Source organism: Nostoc sp. CENA543, from assembly GCF_002896875.1.
In the GTDB taxonomy this organism is placed as follows: Bacteria; Cyanobacteriota; Cyanobacteriia; order Cyanobacteriales; family Nostocaceae; genus Trichormus.
Genome location: NZ_CP023278.1, coordinates 4,281,001 through 4,300,420, shown reverse-complemented (window position 1 = coordinate 4,300,420; position 19,420 = coordinate 4,281,001). Strand labels below are relative to the sequence as shown.

Annotated in this window: 18 protein-coding genes; 6 read left to right on the top strand and 12 right to left on the bottom strand. The window is 39.6% G+C overall.

Annotated features, from left to right (window positions below; genetic code table 11):
- Window positions 1-195: 195 nt before the first annotated feature.
- Both CLI64_RS17735 and CLI64_RS17730 read left to right on the top strand, forming a co-directional pair.
- Window positions 196-747 (top strand): hypothetical protein, encoded by a 552-nt coding sequence (locus tag CLI64_RS17735; RefSeq protein ID WP_103138442.1) that lies wholly within the window; start codon window positions 196-198, stop codon window positions 745-747.
- A 66-nt stretch (window positions 748-813) separates the two neighbouring features.
- Window positions 814-1,932, top strand: coding sequence for an amidoligase family protein (locus tag CLI64_RS17730; protein ID WP_103138441.1), 1,119 nt, complete (start codon window positions 814-816; stop codon window positions 1,930-1,932).
- A gap of 4 nt (window positions 1,933-1,936) precedes the next feature.
- Here the strand turns inward: CLI64_RS17730 and CLI64_RS17725 are convergent, their stop codons facing one another.
- The 7 genes from CLI64_RS17725 to aroC all read right to left on the bottom strand — a co-directional run bounded on the left by CLI64_RS17725 (window position 1,937) and on the right by aroC (window position 8,053).
- Window positions 1,937-2,974, bottom strand: a complete 1,038-nt coding sequence (locus tag CLI64_RS17725; protein WP_103138440.1) for a DUF6745 domain-containing protein — start codon at window positions 2,972-2,974, stop codon at window positions 1,937-1,939.
- A gap of 97 nt (window positions 2,975-3,071) precedes the next feature.
- On the bottom strand, window positions 3,072-3,521 hold the full coding sequence (locus CLI64_RS17720; protein WP_103138439.1) for an SRPBCC family protein: 450 nt from the start codon (window positions 3,519-3,521) through the stop codon (window positions 3,072-3,074).
- A 127-nt stretch (window positions 3,522-3,648) separates the two neighbouring features.
- Window positions 3,649-3,837 (bottom strand): CPXCG motif-containing cysteine-rich protein, encoded by a 189-nt coding sequence (locus tag CLI64_RS17715; protein ID WP_015139820.1) that lies wholly within the window; start codon window positions 3,835-3,837, stop codon window positions 3,649-3,651.
- A gap of 38 nt (window positions 3,838-3,875) precedes the next feature.
- On the bottom strand, window positions 3,876-5,498 hold the full coding sequence (locus CLI64_RS17710; RefSeq protein ID WP_103138438.1) for a radical SAM protein: 1,623 nt from the start codon (window positions 5,496-5,498) through the stop codon (window positions 3,876-3,878).
- A 70-nt stretch (window positions 5,499-5,568) separates the two neighbouring features.
- Entirely contained in the window at window positions 5,569-5,823 is a 255-nt protein-coding gene (locus CLI64_RS17705) for a SemiSWEET family sugar transporter (protein ID WP_103138437.1), read from the bottom strand.
- 173 nt (window positions 5,824-5,996) lie between these two features.
- On the bottom strand, window positions 5,997-6,893 hold the full coding sequence (locus CLI64_RS17700; RefSeq protein ID WP_103138436.1) for a hypothetical protein: 897 nt from the start codon (window positions 6,891-6,893) through the stop codon (window positions 5,997-5,999).
- Between the two features lie 71 nt (window positions 6,894-6,964).
- Window positions 6,965-8,053 (bottom strand): chorismate synthase, encoded by a 1,089-nt coding sequence (gene aroC / locus CLI64_RS17695; RefSeq protein WP_103138435.1) that lies wholly within the window; start codon window positions 8,051-8,053, stop codon window positions 6,965-6,967.
- A 165-nt stretch (window positions 8,054-8,218) separates the two neighbouring features.
- Here aroC and CLI64_RS17690 point away from each other — a divergent pair, with 165 nt between their 5' ends.
- Window positions 8,219-8,710: a hypothetical protein gene (locus CLI64_RS17690; protein ID WP_103138434.1), complete on the top strand. Its 492-nt coding sequence runs from the start codon at window positions 8,219-8,221 to the stop codon at window positions 8,708-8,710.
- A gap of 144 nt (window positions 8,711-8,854) precedes the next feature.
- Here the strand turns inward: CLI64_RS17690 and CLI64_RS17685 are convergent, their stop codons facing one another.
- From CLI64_RS17685 to CLI64_RS17670, 4 genes are all read right to left on the bottom strand, one after another.
- Window positions 8,855-9,715, bottom strand: a complete 861-nt coding sequence (locus CLI64_RS17685; RefSeq protein WP_103138433.1) for a hypothetical protein — start codon at window positions 9,713-9,715, stop codon at window positions 8,855-8,857.
- Between the two features lie 4 nt (window positions 9,716-9,719).
- The gene (locus tag CLI64_RS17680) at window positions 9,720-10,445 is read right to left on the bottom strand and encodes a hypothetical protein (protein WP_225977380.1); all 726 of its coding nucleotides are present in this window, start codon (window positions 10,443-10,445) and stop codon (window positions 9,720-9,722) included.
- 187 nt (window positions 10,446-10,632) lie between these two features.
- Window positions 10,633-11,715, bottom strand: a complete 1,083-nt coding sequence (psbA, locus tag CLI64_RS17675; protein ID WP_103135588.1) for a photosystem II q(b) protein — start codon at window positions 11,713-11,715, stop codon at window positions 10,633-10,635.
- A 145-nt stretch (window positions 11,716-11,860) separates the two neighbouring features.
- Window positions 11,861-13,864 (bottom strand): NAD-binding protein, encoded by a 2,004-nt coding sequence (locus CLI64_RS17670; RefSeq protein WP_103138431.1) that lies wholly within the window; start codon window positions 13,862-13,864, stop codon window positions 11,861-11,863.
- 257 nt (window positions 13,865-14,121) lie between these two features.
- Between CLI64_RS17670 and CLI64_RS17665 the strand changes: the two genes are divergently transcribed.
- Entirely contained in the window at window positions 14,122-14,337 is a 216-nt protein-coding gene (locus tag CLI64_RS17665) for a hypothetical protein (RefSeq protein WP_103140779.1), read from the top strand.
- 223 nt (window positions 14,338-14,560) lie between these two features.
- Window positions 14,561-16,036 carry an Asp-tRNA(Asn)/Glu-tRNA(Gln) amidotransferase subunit GatB gene (gatB, locus tag CLI64_RS17660; RefSeq protein WP_103138430.1) on the top strand — a complete coding sequence of 492 codons (1,476 nt, stop codon included), beginning with the start codon at window positions 14,561-14,563 and terminating at the stop codon, window positions 16,034-16,036.
- A gap of 171 nt (window positions 16,037-16,207) precedes the next feature.
- On the opposite strand, the gene CLI64_RS17655 is transcribed toward gatB, so the two are convergent.
- Window positions 16,208-16,987, bottom strand: coding sequence for a glycosyltransferase family A protein (locus tag CLI64_RS17655; RefSeq protein WP_103138429.1), 780 nt, complete (start codon window positions 16,985-16,987; stop codon window positions 16,208-16,210).
- A 1,041-nt stretch (window positions 16,988-18,028) separates the two neighbouring features.
- On the opposite strand from CLI64_RS17655, the gene argJ reads away from it, so the two are divergent.
- Entirely contained in the window at window positions 18,029-19,342 is a 1,314-nt protein-coding gene (gene argJ, locus CLI64_RS17645; RefSeq protein ID WP_103138427.1) for a bifunctional ornithine acetyltransferase/N-acetylglutamate synthase, read from the top strand.
- Window positions 19,343-19,420 lie beyond the last annotated feature (78 nt).

The window sequence follows — 19,420 nt, the reverse complement described above, 5'->3', positions numbered from 1 at the left end:
TTTGCTAACCAATTATTAACAGATATTAATCCTCTGAAAACTTACCGTGATTTTCAGGAATAGTTCAATTTCACGAAGTATAAAATTAATAACATCAAAAGGTAAGATACAAAATCACAAAACTACTGACAGCTTGTTCAGATAGAATTTTTACCATTTGACAATGATTAATACTTACGTTGATAGGTAATGACGATGAAATATAACCTACGGATTTTCTTATTATTATTAGGCGTATTTGTAGGCTCTTTTAGTACGGCTATTAATACAGTTATGGCTCAAGAGATAACTGTAAATTCCCACCATCAAATCCTAAAACATACTACAAAATCAGCAACTAAAAACTATAAAGATAACGAACTACGAGCATTTTTAACTAGCAAATACGACTACTGGGACGCGCGTGTTTTAGCCAGTTTCTGGGGTGTGACTGTAGACAATGCAAAAGCTAGAATGGGCAGAAAAATTATTTGGGGAGGAGAAAACATTGCAATTCTAGAACAGTTTATTGTAGATGCTAGGGTGCAAGCACTACGAGCCGTCAAACCACCCCGTCCTGGTGATTCTAGCCCCTACAAATTTTACCAAGATTCCACATATAACTATAATGATGCAGAGGCACTGGCGAGATTTTGGGGTGAAAAATCAGCGATAGATGCGAAAGTTCGCATTGAACGCAATTTAATTTTAGGCAATGACGAAGTAATTGACGAAGCTTTAAAATACGCGCGTTCTCGCAATAGATAAATTATTCTACTTGATATTTTTAAATCACTATGGGGTGCTGAATGCACCCTGATTTTATGGAAAATTATGTCTGAATTAAATTGGAAAATTGGCTTTGAAATTGAGTTAATTGCACCGAAGGGATTTAGCCGACAGGATTTAGCAAAAATAATATCCCAACAACATCAAGGTTCAGTACGCCGCATCTTTCATCCCCAGTCAGAACCGAGTCATGTACCAGGAACTCCTTTATTTCATAATCTCACTTTGGGGTTTGAAGTAATTGATCAGCAAGGAAATTTGATAGCACGATGTGTAGATGATTTAACCCTACAAGACGACTTAGATAGAACTCAAGCACCCCAGGCGGGATGGTATCGCATTGTCAGCGATGATATGAGATTACTACATTTAATTATGTGTAATGCTGATGCGGCTGCTTCCCTCGATGAAGTTCTCCAGCCAATTGCAAGTTTATTTGCTACCAATTTAGAAATAGGAGAAGGGGGAATGATACGTGTTGCTGATTATATCGGTAATCCGATCGCGATCGCAGCACCCTTACCAGGAGAAAGAGAACGTCCTTGTGAACTCATTACCCCACCTATTGATACTAACCATTACCAACGTCTAGAAAGTCTTTTAGCATCAGCACGTTCTCTAGGGTTTACCATTCCGCTTGAGGGTGCAACTCATCTCCACTTTGATGCTACGCCTTTATGTTCTACCAGGGTTTTTGCTAACTTAGTTAATCTTTTATGGACTCATGGGGAAAACATTAAACGTCTTGTTGGTACTAACCCCAAATGTAGACGTTTGGGAAAATGGGATGAAGATTTATTGATGTTAGTTAATGAGCCTGATTTTTGTGAATTATCTTGGTCTGAGGCTAGAGAATATTTGCTGAAATTACAGTTAACCAAATACTGCGATTTTAACCTGAAAAATTTCATTCATCAGATTACAGAAAAACATACTTTTGAAGTACGGATTTTTCCTGCATGGATAGATTCACAACCTGTAATTGAGGCAGCAGCATTAATAGAAGCTATCTTACGTTATGCCATAGTCGCACCCAAAATATTACCTAGTTCACCCCTAGCATGGGAACTAGAATCTGTGCAGAAGTTTCTCACAGAAATACCTCTGCCAGCAGATTTCCGTCAAATTTGGTTATCTCATGCTGCTAGCGTTGGTAGAGGGTAAACAATTAATGTGTTTGTATTGTGCCGTGTTGTGCATAAATGCTAAAACCATCTCGAAATTTCACCGCAGGTTGATTTTCGGCGTGCAATTGATGATTTTCATCTAGTAGAATTTGCATGGGGCGATCGCAAACAATACAAGTGTCATTTACTATCAAAATCCAACCGCAATTTTGCACCAGATTTTGCAATGCTGTCCATTTCCTCACATCATGAGGATAATTCAACACAGAAAAAGCAAAATCTAACCAAATACAGTTAATTATTAAGTCTGTAACAATTATTGGTGAATGCTCAAACATGATTTTTTGTTCTGATGGTGCTAAGGTGTTAAAGATAGCACCTTGAAATTGGGGATGATCAACGCCGTGTACTTTAGCGGTTAACGTACCTTGTAACATCTGCTTCAACCATCCGCGAAAGAGCATTTTTTTTGCTGGTAGCCAAGATAATTGAGCATCAACATTATTAGCAGTCATTTGAAATGACTCTTGCCATTCTTCTGGTTGTTTCTCTCGCATAGCTGCGGAAACATCTGAATTTCCTTGACTGTCTAGCCGTTTACCAAGGGAATCAATTAGTGGTGATGAATTAACAAAAGAATTTTCGACAATATCTTGCGTTGTTAAATCATTAGGGATTTGACGCTCTATTTCTTGTATTAAATGTTGATGTGCTGCGCTAGAAAGCTGCTCATGTAATTTCTGTATTGGCTGGGAGGCTGCTTGACGTTTTTGATTAATCAACTTGAAGGTTTCCCAAACAGCTTTAATAAATAAAAAAGGGTCTGTTTGACTAGGTTGTGAGGAGTGATTTGTATTGCTTTGTGCGATTTCCCGAAGTTGTTGTAGTGCAGCATATGGACTAGTAGAGAACATTACCTTTGGTTCTCTTTGACCCATAACCGTATAGACGGCTTTAACAGATGCTTCAGCTCTAATTTGGTCAATAGGTTGAGTCGATAGATAAATGGGTCTCCATTTTTCCTGATATTCAGGGATAAAAGCTTCTTGTTCGGGAGTGAGAAGTTGAATTTGAGGCATAATGCAATCCCTGCTCAATTTTCATAAGAATATTGTTCCCAATCAACAATTGAGAACTCTCACATCCGAAATTTGACTTGATTTTGCCTCAGTTTTCTTACTTAGATTCACACTCTCGCTTAGTCACAAAATGACGATAGCGAAACATCGCTTCTAACTGCGTTTGTACTAACCAACCGCTAAAAAATTCTACAGTCTCGCCTCCAGGCATAATGTAGGAAATATCATCAGTCAGCTTGGTTTTATTACCTTCTGCTACAAATAGATGGCGATGTATCCAAGACTCGAAAGGGCCGGATATCTGGACATCAGTAAAGTAGTGATTTTTCTCGCATTCAGTATGGCGTGCTAACCAAGTTAATGGTAAAAGTCCGAGAAACAAGCGAAACTCTGTAACTGCGCCTACTGCAAGTCCTCCCTCACGACGAACTACTTGCACAGGTTGCCAAGGTGGGGTTAGTAGCTGTAAGATATCTGGTCTTTCGTGGAATTGCCAAACTACTTCTACTGGCGCGTCAATAACTGAAGAATGTTGAAAGTACAGCATGGAAAGAGAAACCTAAAATCTAGTACAACACAGCATAAATAAACAACCCTGTTTAAAACAATGAGAAAGCTGACAAAATAAGCATTTTTTCTTTTTACTTTTGCCTTTTTACTTTTACCTTTTCGTACTAGCCTTCGTACTCAGTATCAATTTCAATTTCTAGGGTATCTTCATCCACTCGGATATATAAAATATTAGGACGACAGCAAACTTGACAATCTTCCACATAAGATTGTTGTCCCCCAGCACTCAAGTCAATAAAAGTTAAGTTGGGTTCACCACAATAGGCGCAATAAAATTCAGCTGTGTTTTGCATTTACTTTTTGAGTATCAATTTAATCCAAAATCCAAAATCTAAAATCCAAAATTGTTATGACTAGTCGCTTCTGCCAAATGCTTTAGTAGTGTAGACTGTGGCAATGGCCCTTGCAAGTGACTCCAGGGTAATATCTGCTGATGTGACCAATTATTATGGACGTAGTAATCTAAATCGGGAATTTTACCTTTGAGTTCCTTAAAAGCGCGCTTGTAGCTTCCCAAGGAGTCGCCAAAGTTGCGGGTAAGTTCCAGCAGTTGAGAAATGCGGCGATCGCCCCTCGATATCAAAGCCTGTATAATCGACCAATTATAGCTTTCTGGGCGAAAATCTATACCTTGGGGTTTGAGTTGTTTCTGTAACCTCTGCAACCGCTTCTCTGCTTGACGATTTACCCCAAACCATTGAAAGGGTGTGTGGGATTTCGGTACAAACGTACTGCAACCAAAGGTGAGGCGTAGTCCTGGCGCGGCTTTTTTCACACTCCGCATCATGGTAACTGTGGCTTCTAAATCTTCTGGTTCTTCCCCTGGAATACCTACCATGCCGTAGAGTTTTAAGCCTGTCAAGCCCCCAGCTTTCGCATTAATGGCTGCTTGGATGATTTCGTCGTTGTGTAGCTTTTTATTGATGATCTGGCGTAATTTTTCCGAACCACTTTCTACAGCTATGGTAAGCGATCGCGTGTCTCGTTTTGCCAAAGTTTTCGCTAACTGTTCTGTCACCGTATTAGTTCTAACTGAAGCAATACTCAGGCGCACATCATCATATTTTGGCTGACTAATATAATCTAATAAAGTTTCAAATTCTGGATGTTGTGTAACAGAAGCACCCAATAAACCCAAGCGATTTGTTACTTGTAACCCTTTTTCAATTGCCGGAATTAAAGAACTTTCTAAACTCGCTGTTCTAAAAGGTAAAGTCAAATAACTAGCTAAACAAAAGCGGCACATTTCTGGACAACTCCGCACCACTTCCACCATGAAAATATTTTCCCAAGCCGCTTTTTCAGTCACCACAGTTGAGGCTGAGAGAGTATTTCCACGATAAGTTTGCTTCTGCACCACGGCAGGAATTTCTGAAGAAATTGGTTGAATAGAACTAATTTCCCCATCTAAATCTTGATACTCTACTGTATACAAACTCGGTATATAAATTCCTGGTACTTGTGCCAGTGCTTGCAGTTGAGTTTGTCTAGAAGCGTTTCTCACTTCTTTATAAGCTTCTATAAAATTCCCTAATAAATTTTCCCCATCTCCTAATAAAACGACATCAAAAAAATCCGCAAAAGGTTCAGGGTTAGCCGTGAGAACTGGGCCACCACCGAAAACTATAGGATGAGAATCATCACGGTTATTTGCTCTAATAGGAATTTCTAGAGATTCCAATAGATTTAAAATATTTACATAATCTAATTCCCAAGAAATCGAAAATCCCAAAATTTCCGGCCGTCTAGGAAGTGATTCGGACGTGTCAGTAAATAAACGACTCACCTGCACATCATTACGCATCGCCAAAGTTGCCCAAACTACCTGATAGCCCAAGCTAGTGATACCTACTGTATACTCATTAGGGAAAGCGAATATCAGTGGTATGGCGTTGTTTTCCGGCGTAGCAGGGGTAAATAACAGGCGTTCAGCAGTAAATAAAGAAGATGTCACAGGTGTTTAATTAAATTAGGTGAAAGGGAACAGTTGGCAGATATTTTGATAACGGTTAGTTGATAAAGACTTATCTATATTTAATTTTAAGCCACAGAATTACAAAGTTGAGAGCTAAAGTTGTGCCGTTAGCGAAAATAATTGGCCAAGCTTGGAGATAAATTCCATACATTAACCACAAAAATAGACCACTCATAAAGGTAATCAGCATAGTGTATGATACATCTTTTGCTGATTTTGTCCGCCATGTTTGCAAGACTTGTGGTAAGAAAGCAATGGTGGTTAATGTAGCGGCTGCTAACCCTAAAATTGTAATGAAATTCATATAAATATTAGCGATATATTATACACAAACAATAAAGAAGATACTCAATAGTACCTTCTTCCAGTATTTTCATTTTCAGACAAAATGATAGGTTTTTAGAGAATGGTTGAGACAGGCGATCGCTGAAATTATGATAATAATTTTAACTCTCCATTATGCTACTTTAATCAGCATTATTGGCAAAATCTAGTAATTAATTCTTCACGAGATAATTGTAAAAGCAGGGGGGTAAACTCCTCTGGATTTAACTCTAATAAAGGTTGAATAATTGATTGCAGTTCATTATCCAATTCTCCAAAGCGAACTTTGAGTAAGTTTTCTACTACTAATCTTTCTCCTTGTTGAATCCCTCTTTCTTCACCCTCTTGTATAGCCTGTTCTCGGTCTTGTTGATAAAGTGGTGCTAACCGCATAACTAACTCCTGATCATCTTCATCTTGACTGTGAGTTAATTGTAAATTCTGTCGCAAGTTGTATAGTAATTCTAACGCTGCTTGGCGAAAAGGATTATCAGGATTCAGTGATTCTAGTTCATCTATCGCTCGTTTTTGGACATTCCCTCTACCAATGATTCGCAACCACAACGTTTCAGTAATGACGGGTAATTGATGAATTGCGATGATAGCTGTACGAAGGTGTTCTGGAAGAAAATAAACTCCAGGTAATTCGTCAGCGTGGAGAGTAGCACCAAATCCTGATAAAAGTGGTGCTGATGCTGTGGGGGTGAGAATCCATAATTTTGGTAAGTCAGAGTCAAGCAGGCGTGTGTCATTCCGATTTGCTTGTCGTTGCAAATCTCCCCGCACCTCTAGTAATTTTAAAAGACAATCGCAAATTTCTGTAATAGATGCAGCATTGCGAAACGGTTCAAATAATGCAGGTGTAGTAGTTAATTGTGATAATAATCCAAAGTTTTCAGGAATAGTGCTTGATTGGGATTTGGGGATGAAATAAACATCAATTTCTCTAACTTCACCTGCTACTCTTCGCGCTGCTTGGACTTCACCGTAGGGAGTGAGTATTTGTTCTAGATAGTCTTTTGCAAACTGGTCATGAATAAATCTGGTCATATTCCCTAACTTTAATTAATCAGCGATCGCCAAAATCATTCATACTTGAAATCAGGCGATCGCTATCAAAATTACAGCATCTTACACTGACCATGATGGCGTAACAAATGGTCGCACAAAACTAACGCCACCATTGCCTCTACCATTGGAACTGCACGGGGTAAAACACAGGGATCATGTCTTCCCTTCGCTGCTAATAATGTTTCTTCACCCTCTCGCGTCACTGTTTTTTGCTCCTTTCTAATGGTAGCCGTAGGCTTAAATGCAACTCGCAAAATGATATTTTCCCCATTAGAAATACCGCCTTGAATTCCACCAGAACGATTAGTTACGGTGCGAATTTCCCCATTTTCATCTATATAAAATTCGTCGTTATGTTCAATTCCTGTTAATAGCGTCCCAGCAAAACCTGAACCAATTTCAAAACCTTTACTTGCAGGGAGAGACATCACAGCTTTAGCAATATCAGCTTCCAATTTATCAAATACAGGCTCACCCAAACCTTTGGGAACATTGCGCGCCACACATTCCACCACACCACCGATAGAATCACCTTGTCTACCAGTTTGCTCAATTAATTCAATCATTTTGGTCGCGCAATCCCCATCAGGACAGCGCACAATATTGCTTTCTACTTCATCTAACGTGACGGTGTTGGGGTCAACTACACCCTCTAAATCCTTGATGCGCTTGACGTAACCGATAACCTCGACATTCGCAACTTGACGGAGAATTTTTTTAGCGATCGCACCTGCTGCTACTCTCCCTATTGTCTCACGGGCTGACGACCTGCCCCCACCTTGCCAATTGCGAATCCCATACTTTGCATCATAGGTAGCATCCGCGTGGGAAGGACGATACTTTTGCGCCATCTCGTCATAGTCTTGGGGACGAGTATCTTTGTTTCGCACCAAAATCGAGATTGGTGTCCCCAGGGTTTTACCTTCAAACACCCCAGACAAAATCTCACAAGTGTCTGCTTCCTTACGGGGAGTAGTAATTTTACTTTGTCCTGGTCGTCTTCTATCTAACTCTACTTGAATTTCTTCAGCCGAAATTTCCAGTCGCGGAGGACAACCATCAATCACAACCCCCACGCCTCCGCCGTGAGACTCGCCAAAAGTAGTGATCCGAAATAGATGTCCAAAAGTATTGCCCATAGTATTCAGGAAAAAGGATGAAGCTTATGTATTGTACCTAGAGTTTCAGTCAAAATTAATTGCCAATAGTCTAAAAGAACGAATATCTCGTATACATACAGTGACCATTTTGTAAAATGTAAAAATACTGATTATAATAGTTTATGTAACTTTATTAAAATAATTATGCCTAGCCCTATCCCTGGTCTAAATTACTGGTATAATTCAGCACGAGATTTATTTGGTAAAGTATACCGAGACAAAGATAAATTGTATGAATCTGTTAACAGCCAAGATCATAAGAGAATAGCTGATGCCATATTCAATTTTGTAGTAACCGCATATCATCTAAAAGATTGGTTAAAGCAGGAAGCAACAACTTTTACTCCTCAAGATGTTGAACACTATGTTAGTAGTCATGAGTTTCTAAGTATCTGTGCTGACCTATGTAATGGTAGTAAACATCGAATTTTAACATCTGCAAGATCAACGGCAACCGGTATTGGGGATTCTCCACTAAAGGTAAGTATGACAAGCATTACTTGTTCTAGTAGTATTCCTGTGACAGGGTTTATACTTGTAATTTCTACATTAGAAGGAAATCAATATAACATTTTAAGCTGGGCAGATCAGGTAGTATTGTCATGGGAAGATTTCTTTACGACACACGGTATCTAACCAACTACGGCTTCTCATAAAATAAAAAAGCATCTTTTTTTCAGAAAATGCTTTTTATTACTTTAAATCAAGATTAATCAGAATAAGACTTATTTTGTTGATTGCCTGTCGGATGCAGTCGAGGCAATAGTTATTTACAATATTTTATTCAGGTAAAGCATCTAAATCAGAGAACTTAGACTGCCAATTTGCTTGCTCAATCTTTTCTAAATACTCTTTTATTAATTTAAGTTCTTCATAGTTAAAATTTGGATTACTCCACCCACGATCAAATTCACAATTATCATATCTTTCATGAACTATTTTTTCTTCTGGATTCACACCATTTTTTATAATTAAGTAATAAGATGCTGCATCGAAAGTTTCCCATACTTCTACTTTTACCAAAAAATCAGCAATATAAGCCGTTGCTTTTAGATTATAATAATGTTCACTATCTTGCCTTATAAATTCATTTTGAAATTTCCAAGTCTTTCTAATCACTCCATTGTGAATTTTTTCTAAAAGTTTTCGTATATATTCTATACGAGTGATTTTTCGCTCGTTTATAGGAAAAGTAATTTCTTCTGACATATTTTCTCTTGATCTATTATTTTTCAAGTTTAAAACACTCTGTTTAGCTTGTGCCAAAATATCTTGATTATTTATCTCAGCCTGTTTTGCAATTTCTAATGATTCTAATTTTTGAATCAAATAACTATAGAGTTCTAAACATTTTTCATGATTTTCTGGCTGATTTAAAATATCATCACAACTATTCAAAGTATCAAAAGCAAATTGATAATTTTCCTGTTCACAATGATGATAAAAAGCTTCAATATAATCTACTAAATCTTCTTCCCAATCCCAATTTTCCAGCCAATCACCGTCTATATCATCAACATAAAGATGAATATAATCAGCACCATAATTTTGTTTATCTAGCTGCAATTGCTGGGATGCTGCCAGATAATCAGCATCTACCTCAGAACTGGACTGATTATAAATCTTTACATCTTTAGTCATAATACTATCCAGTGAAGGTTATCATATCAACAAAATTGGCAGGGCGATCGCTACTTTCTTTAAGCATAACATCTGCTAACTTGAGTAGATTGTCTGGAGTGTTCACTTGTGCATCATGAGCCACCAGTAAAGCCCGTTTAATACTCCAGCATGATAAAGTATTACTCCATCGTTGCTGCTTGTTCAGAAAATCAGGGTTAAGCTGTCCATCCTGTAAGTTAGAAATACCTGTAAGCTGAACAAATACAGGCTCAAGTTTAGTAGGAAAATGACTAACCAGTAAATCCGTAGCCATAGATAAGTCTAGAATGTAACGTTCTGAAGCACTGCCGTCAGTTCTAGCATTAATGGTTTGAATTAGAGCTAAAATTAAATCTTCATCGCTGCCAGTATACTCTTCTTGTATAAGCTTTTCCATCCAGTAAGAAAATTTTGGGTCTTCTTGACTCAACCAATTAGGGAATATGACACTGTACCAGTAATACTCAGTTACAGATAGATTCTTTTGCTGACAAAATTTTTCTATTTCTGCTTCAGATAAATTAACAATCGGTTTTACTTCATATATATAAGCTTGAATATCGTAATAAAATTCATTCAGAAATTCTATTAAAAATCGTTTTTTATCAAGAAGCTCATTTTTATATTTAGATAGTGTAATTCCAATTTCTTTAATCCTAGATGCCAACTTAGGTTCTATAAATAAAGCTTTCTTTTTTAGAACTTGCAACCTGGGTTTAATCTCACTAGCCTGTAGTCGAGTCCTCTTTTCCGTCAAGTAACATCTCCATTAGGGTTGATTTCGTTAATTCTATACCATCTTCCATCTCAACTATTCTCTTGAACCAAACAAAAATACCCCCCATTTCTGGAGGGTATTTTTTATTTAACTAAGTTTATTAAACTCAGTTGAAGAATTAACCGTTGATAGCAGGCGCGCTGATAGCAACAGGAGCAACTTCACCAGCAGCCAAGTCTAAGGGGAAGTTGTGAGCGTTACGCTCGTGCATTACTTCCATACCCAAGTTAGCGCGGTTGATGATGTCAGCCCAGGTGTTGATGACGCGACCTTGGGAGTCAATCACTGATTGGTTGAAGTTGAAGCCGTTGAGGTTGAACGCCATTGTGCTTACGCCCAATGCTGTGAACCAGATGCCGATTACAGGCCATGCAGCTAGGAAGAAGTGCAAGGAACGGCTGTTGTTGAAGGACGCGTATTGGAAGATTAAGCGACCGAAGTAACCGTGTGCAGCTACGATGTTGTAGGTTTCTTCTTCTTGTCCGAATTTGTATCCGTAGTTTTGGGATTCGTTTTCGGTGGTTTCACGAACTAAGGAAGAAGTTACCAAGGAACCGTGCATTGCGGAGAACAAGCTACCACCGAATACACCAGCCACACCTAACATGTGGAAGGGGTGCATTAGGATGTTGTGTTCTGCTTGGAACACGATCATGAAGTTGAATGTTCCACTGATTCCCAAGGGCATACCATCAGAGAAGGAACCTTGTCCGATGGGGTAGATGAGGAATACTGCGGTTGCTGCTGCTACTGGTGCGGAGAATGCTAGGCAGATCCAAGGACGCATTCCTAAGCGGTAGGATAGTTCCCATTCACGACCGAGGTAGCAGAATACGCCGATCAGGAAGTGGAAGATTACCAATTGGTATGGGCCACCGTTGTACAACCACTCGTCTAAGGATGCTGCTTCCCAGATGGGGTAGAAGTGTAAACCAATCGCGTTAGAAGAAGGAACAACTGCACCGGAGATGATGTTGTTTCCGTAGATTAAGGAACCTGCAACGGGTTCGCGAATACCATCGATGTCTACTGGAGGTGCAGCGATGAAGGCGATGATGAAGCAGGTGGTTGCAGCTAGCAGGGTGGGGATCATTAATACGCCGAACCAGCCGATGTATAGGCGGTTGTTGGTGCTGGTGATCCAGTTGCAGAACTGCTCCCATACGTTTGCGCTTTTGCGCTGTTGTAAGGTTGCTGTCATTTTTTTATGATTGCGGTTTGGTTGATGTATGTATCAGGCGGTTTTGTTTTTGCCTGTGAGTATAATTTACACTGCTTTACAAAACTTTATCAAGTCCTCAGAATTTTATAAACGCAATACTTTTGATTAGTTTTACTTATTATTTTTATACCCCTACACCCTTTTCAAGAATATGAGCCGATACTTGGCATTTCGTTAACTCATTAACTAGGCGGTGGGCTTGGTGTTTGTAGAGAGGATACTGTAGAGTGGCGGGTAATTGATTCATCAAGGTGCGAGCAAGATACATATCACAGCCAGATATGCGGGAAATTAAGGCTGCACCTTCAAAAACTGCTTCTTGCGACACGGCTTTTTCTACTTGCACTAAGCATTGACGGGGTAACATAGTCCCCCGTTCTACTCGCTGTAGTCCTTCAATAGTAGCTAGAACTACTAAGCGATCGCCTACAACTAACCTAAGATCATCAGAGGGCATAAACTTCGGTGTGCGCTGGCTATTTCTCGCGTGAAGAATCGGTACTACTCCATAACCATAGGCAATTTCTGCTAATAATCGCCCATTGAGAGTATCGTTAGTTTCAATTCGATATTCGGTAACTAAAGTAGTTTGGTTGTGTAGACGAAAGAGATTGAGAATATTTTCTCCAAAAGCCGCACCCACAAAAGCTTCAGCCGCTAGTTCGTATACTCCCAAAACCCTCGCATGAGGTAGTAATCTGGCAATATTCTGACTAAAACGCGGGTCAACGGTGCGAATGACGATGCAGGCTTTGGGATTGACTGCATAGGTCATCAAGGCAATTTCTAAGTTTGTCACCTCATCATCTGTCACCACAACTACACTTTTAGCAGTGGCCAGATTGACTCTATGTAAAGCATTTTTGATGTTACCCACAATTAAGGGTATGGGTGGCAGTAAACTGGGGTCTATATCATGGGGGTGGACTCCTACCAAGGGTTGTTTTAATTCTTGCAGGAGGTGTGCCACTAGTTTTCCTACTCTTCCCAAACCAATCAACACCACATGATCTGATTTAGGTATGGGTAAATGACGGATAGAAAACTGAAATCTAGCAGCTAAGATACGCTCAGTCATTACTGCATAGAGAATCCCGACAAATACCGTACCAGCTACAGTCTGAGCAATGCTGAATAAATGTAGCCACCAAGCAATCGGAAATGACTGTTCTATGCCGCCAAATATATCACCATAACCCCCTAAACTAAGAATTAATGAGATATTTAGGGCAGATTGCCAACTTAGTTGGGGATATTGCAGTTTATAAAGGAATGCGCCGCCAAAAAATAAACTCACCATCACTAAACAACTCATCAAAGCTACACGACGAGTTTGGCTACTCTCTACCCAAAATTGAATCAGCTGCTCACGCAGATTTGTCTTGGTGATAGTTGACAATACAGTCAGCCAAAGATGCTTGATATGATTAGCTGGTTTTTGCGAGCGATAAACTAGATTTTCCGTAGCTTCAATGTAAGTGATTATATCTCCTGGGTGGATGACAGCATCTGCATCCCATTGATAGAATGTCTGCGTTGGGGATTCCCCGGCTCGGTTGTGGGTGAGGATGCGGCGATGACTGGTGTTGAGTTCGTAAATTTGCCAACAATTGCGCCAACGATGTCCCACATCAATAGAAACTTGCATTACTTTGAGAAAATAATTTTCTAAAGTAAAAAAGCCCGTGGTTTCACTCCCCAAAGCGGCTAAAGCAAAACTTTTAGAGGGTAACTGCGTAGCTTCAAAGGCGACAAAATTACCCAAACTTGCACTGAGTAAATCATTGAGGTTTTCTTGGGAGGAACGAATGACAAGCCGGATATCGGGATTGAGCGATCGCGCTGCAAAAGCCCCAGCAATGTTAACGCGCTCATCACTTGTTACCATCAGAATGGCTCGACATTGGCGAATTTGCGCCTGTTCCAGTATTTTAGTTTGACAACAATCACCGATGACTAAGTTGTCAATTGCATCCGGTAAGCCAGGGATTTCCCAGCTTTGACGATTAACCGCCTCAATCGCGTTAACTGTTACCCCAAACTCCTTGAGAGATAATACGCAATATTGCCCCAAATTGCCCAAACCACACACCAAGAAAGTGTCGGCATTGATGACATTTTGTCCCATCTGCAAGGCTGATTTTAGTCCATATCAAATTTACAATTTTTTCGGGCGCAAGTAATGTAACAACAAATGAAGCAGTAGAGCGTACCCATGAATGATGGTCTAATATTTTACCGTAGGCTTTTAGTAAAAAATTTTCTCCAGTTACAAAATTAATACCAGACCGATGCTTCAACTACTGCAAATACGTCTTTGCAGTGTTTTTCACTAAAATTGCGAATTTAACTGAATTTTTGGAGATTTTAAAAAGGTATCAGGGTATGATTTCTCAAGATTGCAATGCCGTTGATTTTGTGGATGAACTGCTCAGAAAAATCAGAATCAAAGAAAAACAGCTAAAAATTGCCAGGGCATCTAATATGAATTATGTTGCAGCAGCAATCGAAAGTCAGCTATTAGATTTAAAAAATCAGCTATCAGATTCACAAGATGAGCCAGAATTGAACGCATTGATGAATTTATTAGAAGAGTTTTAATTTTAGTAAATAGTCATTAGTCATTAGTCATTAGTCATTAGTTTTTCTCCTCTTCTATCTTGTCTACCTTCCAGTCCCCAATCCCCAGTTCCCAATCCCCAGTCCCCAGTCCCCAGTCCCCATTACCCATTCCCCCTGCCCTCTGCCCCCTGCCCAATTCCCGATGCCTAGTCCCCGTGAAAGCTAAAATAGGAATCTACGTGAACTTGTTGAATTTAATATTATGACTGCTGCTACGAGCGTAAAAACTGAGTATGAAGCGATTATTGGCTTGGAAACCCACTGTCAGCTAAGTACAAATACCAAGATTTTCTCTAATAGCTCTACAGCCTTTGGTGCTGATCCCAATACTAATATTGACCCAGTGTGTATGGGTTTACCAGGGGTTTTGCCTGTACTTAACCAAAAAGTTCTAGAATACGCTGTGAAAGCAGGATTGGCATTAAATTGTCAAATCGCTAGATATAGCAAATTTGACCGTAAACAATATTTTTACCCAGATTTACCGAAAAATTATCAAATTTCTCAATATGACCTCCCCATTGCAGAACATGGTTGGTTAGAGATTGAATTAGTAGATGCAGACGGGAATCCCACGCGTAAACGTATTGGGATTACGCGCCTACATATGGAAGAAGACGCAGGGAAATTAGTCCATGCTGGTAGCGATCGCTTGTCTGGTTCTACCTATTCGCTGGTAGATTACAATCGTGCAGGTGTGCCATTAGTGGAAATCGTCTCTGAACCGGATATCCGTTCAGGACAAGAAGCAGCTGAGTATGCCCAAGAATTACGGCGGATTTTGCGCTATCTCGGTGTCAGCGATGGCAATATGCAAGAAGGTTCTCTACGCTGTGATGTGAATATTTCCATTCGTCCCGTAGGACAAAAAGAATTTGGTACGAAGGTAGAAATTAAAAATATGAACTCCTTCAACGCCATTCAACGCGCCATTGAGTACGAAATTGAACGTCAAATTGCTGCTGTAGAAGCAGGAGAACGCATCATTCAAGAAACCCGCCTCTGGGAAGAAGGTTCACAACGTACCATCAGTATGCGGAGTAAGGAAGGTTCTAGTGATTATCGCTATTTTCCCGAACCAGACTTAGCACCCATTGAAGTGTCAGAATCACAGTTAAATCAATGGCGCAGTGAACTTCCAGAACTCCCAGCCCAAAAACGCCACCGCTATGAAAGTGAACTAGGGCTTTCGGCCTACGATACAAGAGTTTTAACAGAAGAAAGTAGCGCATCTGCCTATTTTGAAGCTGTAATTGCCAGTGGTGCTAATCCTAAAACCGCCGCTAACTGGATTACTCAAGATATCGCCGCCTACCTCAACAAGCAAAAACTCAGTATTACTGAGATTGGTTTAACACCCGCCAATTTAGCTGAGGTAATTAAGCTGATTGAAAGTGGCAAAATCAGTAACGCCCAAGCTAAACAAAAGTTACCAGACTTACTAACTGGCTTGTCTCCTGAAAAAGCTTTTGCCGGTCAAGAGCTAATTACAGACCCCAGTGTATTAGAACCCATCGTTGAGGAAGTAATTGCAGCCAACCCCAAAGAACTAGAAAAATATCGTAGCGGTAACATCAACCTCAAAGGCTTCTTTGTTGGTCAAGTTTTGAAAAAGACCAATAAACGTGCTGATCCTAAACTCACCAATGAATTAGTAGAAAAGAAACTCAATGGCTAATGAGTTAGCAAATACTTAAATTTTTAGGGTGCGTAAGTATCAGTAATTTCTTGGTATTTCCTGGGTTACTCAGACTTACGCACCCTACTTAGGGTCTGTTGAATAACTTTAAAACTCTTTACTAGTAAGCAATTCGCGGCTATTTTTGTCAGAGATATTGCCTAAATTTATTCAATTTTGTTTTAGTTGATAAAGATTAAATTCCTTTCTGATTGATGAAGTTAAAGGACGGAATTTTAGTAATTCTTTGAAAAAGAAGAAAATTTTGCCTTGATTAGCGTTGTGAATAGTAGAAAACCCTTTTTGATATATGTTTTCGCCGTTACCAATAATATAAACAGATCCAATCAGAGGTAAATTTTCCAGAATGTGTCCTTTATTTCTGAGGGTTTCTTTCAAACGTCCATGTGATCTATAAAATTCTACTAAATCATCAGGATAATCGTTATCTTGTTCAGGTAAAGGACATAAATTCATATTGAGTATATTACAAGTTCCACACCACGCATAAAAGTGCGATTTTCTATAGTAGATTACAGAACTACTCTCTTTATATACATAGCCTTTATTAACAACCCACCCGTTAGATTTTGGATATTGGTTAACAAAACTAGCTAGATGACGACTGATACAATCATCAGCATCAACAATCATAATATGATTAGGTGCAAATACAGCTTTCGCATACATTAAGCCCTTAATAATTTTCTTGCACTTATCTATGTTCTTGTCTTTACGGTTGCAATTAGGGATAGGGAAGTTAACTTCTAGATAGTGAACATGAGGATGACTAAAGTCAATTTTTGGACGTTCATGACACACTACAACTACTCGAAAATCTGAGTCAGTTTGACTACAAATTGAGCGTAAGGATCTTTCAAAAAGCTTGGAGACTGTATTCCATGATTCGGATACTTCTGCACTTTTGAGAGGAATGATAAAAACTAGCATAACTTTGGCTTTGTTGGTAATACAAGTGATAAGTATTTGTTCTTAAATATGACTATGCTACGAAAGAGAAAACACTATAAATTCTTATTATCGATAAGCTGCTGGAACAATTTATAAAAGATTAGTCCCACTCAGTTCACAATAAAGCAATAAAATAGTTATAAATTTTCTACATATTTACTTAATTACTTAAATTATTATCAATTGGATGCGGTAGCCGAGGTGGATCACTGAGATAATTTGCGTAAGAAAGTAAGAAAGAATAGGGAACAGCTAAGAAAAGATTAGGAGTTTTATCTCAGTTGAATATATTAACAACTGAGCTACGATTTATTGTGTTACACAATACGGTAGCAATGTCAAAAGTTAACTTCTTTAGTATACTTAAGTGCTAACTTGGACATCATGACTGTTAGAGTTAGTAGTTTGCTAATTAAGATAAATATACTAAATTTTTGCTCATATATTTTTAAGCCCGGATGAACCTTTGAAAAACTTTCTTGGTTTATCTGTGAAAATACTCTCTATAAATGAAATGATGCTGAAGATATCAGTACACTGGTTTTAATTTAGTATGAAAATAAACCGACATTTACTGAAGTAGCAAGCTTTTTAGTACATAAATAATATTGACTATTAATAGTAATAAACATGAAACAACACCTAAAAATATAGTAATTTATGAAGACTTCTTCTCAGAAAAACTGCTGAGTTCAACCGGATCAGTAAAAATTCTTAATGATCTTTATACAAATAAAGAAATAATGGGTGTTACTCCTCATGGCAAAAATGCTATACTGTGCTAAGTAGATGCACCCTGATGATCTGGAGAGCTGCCCAAGTGGCTCTCCTTTTTTCATGGAAGGGGGTTGGGGATTGGGGACTGGGGACTGGGGACTGGGGATTGGGGATTGGAAAGTAGATAAGGAGCAATTTTTTTTAGCACTCATTACTCATTACTCATTACTCAAAACTCAGCACTCAGCACTTTCAAGCTATAATCGCCAGTCAAGCTGCTAATTAGTTGTAAGGGTGAGAAATATGGCAGAGTGGCAGGAAATTACTGGTGGAGTGACAGCACCTAAAGGTTATAAGGCGGCTGGGATTACTGCTGGGTTGAAGCCTTCGGGATTGCCGGATTTGGCTTTGATAGTATCAGATGTGGAAGCGATCGCAGCTGGTGTATTTACTACCAGCCAAGTCAAAGCTGCTTGTGTAGATTATTGTCGTCAACGCTTGCAAGCTAAACCATTTGCGCGGGCGATTCTCTGCAACGCTGGACAAGCTAACGCCGCTACAGGTAGTCAAGGTGTGCGGGATGCAGAAGAAAGTGCAGAATTGTTGGCAAAAGAGTTAAATATTTCCCCAGAATCGATTCTTTTAGCTTCTACAGGGGTAATCGGTCAGCGTATTAAAATGGATGCGCTGCGGGGTGGAATTCCCAAATTAGTCGCAGCACTATCTCCTACTGGGTCAGATACGGCCGCAGGTGCAATTATCACTACAGATTTAGTCACTAAATCCATTGCCCTGGAAACTACTATCGCAGATCGTCCAGTCCGCATTGGTGGCATTGCTAAAGGTTCGGGGATGATTCATCCAAATATGGCGACGATGTTAGCTTTTGTTACTTGTGATGCAGCTGTCTCACCGCATCTATGGCAAGAAATGTTAAGCAGAGCAGCAGACAGAAGCTTTAATTCTATTACTGTAGATGGTGATACCAGTACCAACGATAGCCTGATTGCTCTAGCTAATGGTGAATCGCGCACCCCAGCAATTACAGAAATGGGTGCAGAAGCCGAAAAATTAGAGGCCATGTTAACAGCAGTATGTCAGCATTTAGCCAAAGCGATCGCTCGTGATGGTGAAGGTGCAACTTGTCTGATGGAAGTGCAAGTTACAGGGGCGCATGACGAACTTGCAGCCAGACAAATCGCCAAAACCATCGCAGGTTCATCCCTAGTGAAATCCGCTATCTTCGGTCGTGACCCCAATTGGGGACGCATCGCCGCCGCCGCCGGACGCGCAGGTGTACCTTTTGAGCAAGAAAATTTGAATATTAAACTGGGGGATTTTCTCCTGTTTGAAAACGGTCAACCTTTACCATTTGACCGCGCCGCCGCTAGTGCATATTTAAAGCAAGCGGCAGCGAATTCTGTGCTTCCCCAAGACTTTGTTGCGACTAACAATAGTAATGATTTATCCGTTGATCGCAAGAATATTCCAGGTCAAAGAGTAGATAATCCAGTAATTATCGCTGTCAACGTTGGTAACGGTCACGGTGCAGGTAAAGCGTGGGGCTGTGATTTAAGTTACGACTACGTGAAAATTAACGCTGAGTACACAACATAAGGGAATCGGGAATCGCGAATCGGGCATTGGGAATGGGGAATCGGGAATCGGGAATCGCGAATCGGGCATTGGGAATGG

What these genes read in the sequence shown, in the direction of transcription:
- CLI64_RS17735 (WP_103138442.1), top strand. Translation starts at nt 196, where the DNA reads ATGAAATATAACCTACGGATTTTCTTATTATTATTAGGCGTATTTGTA.
- CLI64_RS17730 (WP_103138441.1), top strand. Translation starts at nt 814, where the DNA reads ATGTCTGAATTAAATTGGAAAATTGGCTTTGAAATTGAGTTAATTGCA.
- CLI64_RS17725 (WP_103138440.1), bottom strand. Translation starts at nt 2,974, where the DNA reads ATGCCTCAAATTCAACTTCTCACTCCCGAACAAGAAGCTTTTATCCCT.
- CLI64_RS17720 (WP_103138439.1), bottom strand. Translation starts at nt 3,521, where the DNA reads ATGCTGTACTTTCAACATTCTTCAGTTATTGACGCGCCAGTAGAAGTA.
- CLI64_RS17715 (WP_015139820.1), bottom strand. Translation starts at nt 3,837, where the DNA reads ATGCAAAACACAGCTGAATTTTATTGCGCCTATTGTGGTGAACCCAAC.
- CLI64_RS17705 (WP_103138437.1), bottom strand. Translation starts at nt 5,823, where the DNA reads ATGAATTTCATTACAATTTTAGGGTTAGCAGCCGCTACATTAACCACC.
- CLI64_RS17700 (WP_103138436.1), bottom strand. Translation starts at nt 6,893, where the DNA reads ATGACCAGATTTATTCATGACCAGTTTGCAAAAGACTATCTAGAACAA.
- aroC (WP_103138435.1), bottom strand. Translation starts at nt 8,053, where the DNA reads ATGGGCAATACTTTTGGACATCTATTTCGGATCACTACTTTTGGCGAG.
- CLI64_RS17690 (WP_103138434.1), top strand. Translation starts at nt 8,219, where the DNA reads ATGCCTAGCCCTATCCCTGGTCTAAATTACTGGTATAATTCAGCACGA.
- CLI64_RS17685 (WP_103138433.1), bottom strand. Translation starts at nt 9,715, where the DNA reads ATGACTAAAGATGTAAAGATTTATAATCAGTCCAGTTCTGAGGTAGAT.
- psbA (WP_103135588.1), bottom strand. Translation starts at nt 11,715, where the DNA reads ATGACAGCAACCTTACAACAGCGCAAAAGCGCAAACGTATGGGAGCAG.
- CLI64_RS17670 (WP_103138431.1), bottom strand. Translation starts at nt 13,864, where the DNA reads ATGGGACAAAATGTCATCAATGCCGACACTTTCTTGGTGTGTGGTTTG.
- CLI64_RS17665 (WP_103140779.1), top strand. Translation starts at nt 14,122, where the DNA reads ATGATTTCTCAAGATTGCAATGCCGTTGATTTTGTGGATGAACTGCTC.
- gatB (WP_103138430.1), top strand. Translation starts at nt 14,561, where the DNA reads ATGACTGCTGCTACGAGCGTAAAAACTGAGTATGAAGCGATTATTGGC.
- CLI64_RS17655 (WP_103138429.1), bottom strand. Translation starts at nt 16,987, where the DNA reads ATGCTAGTTTTTATCATTCCTCTCAAAAGTGCAGAAGTATCCGAATCA.
- argJ (WP_103138427.1), top strand. Translation starts at nt 18,029, where the DNA reads ATGGCAGAGTGGCAGGAAATTACTGGTGGAGTGACAGCACCTAAAGGT.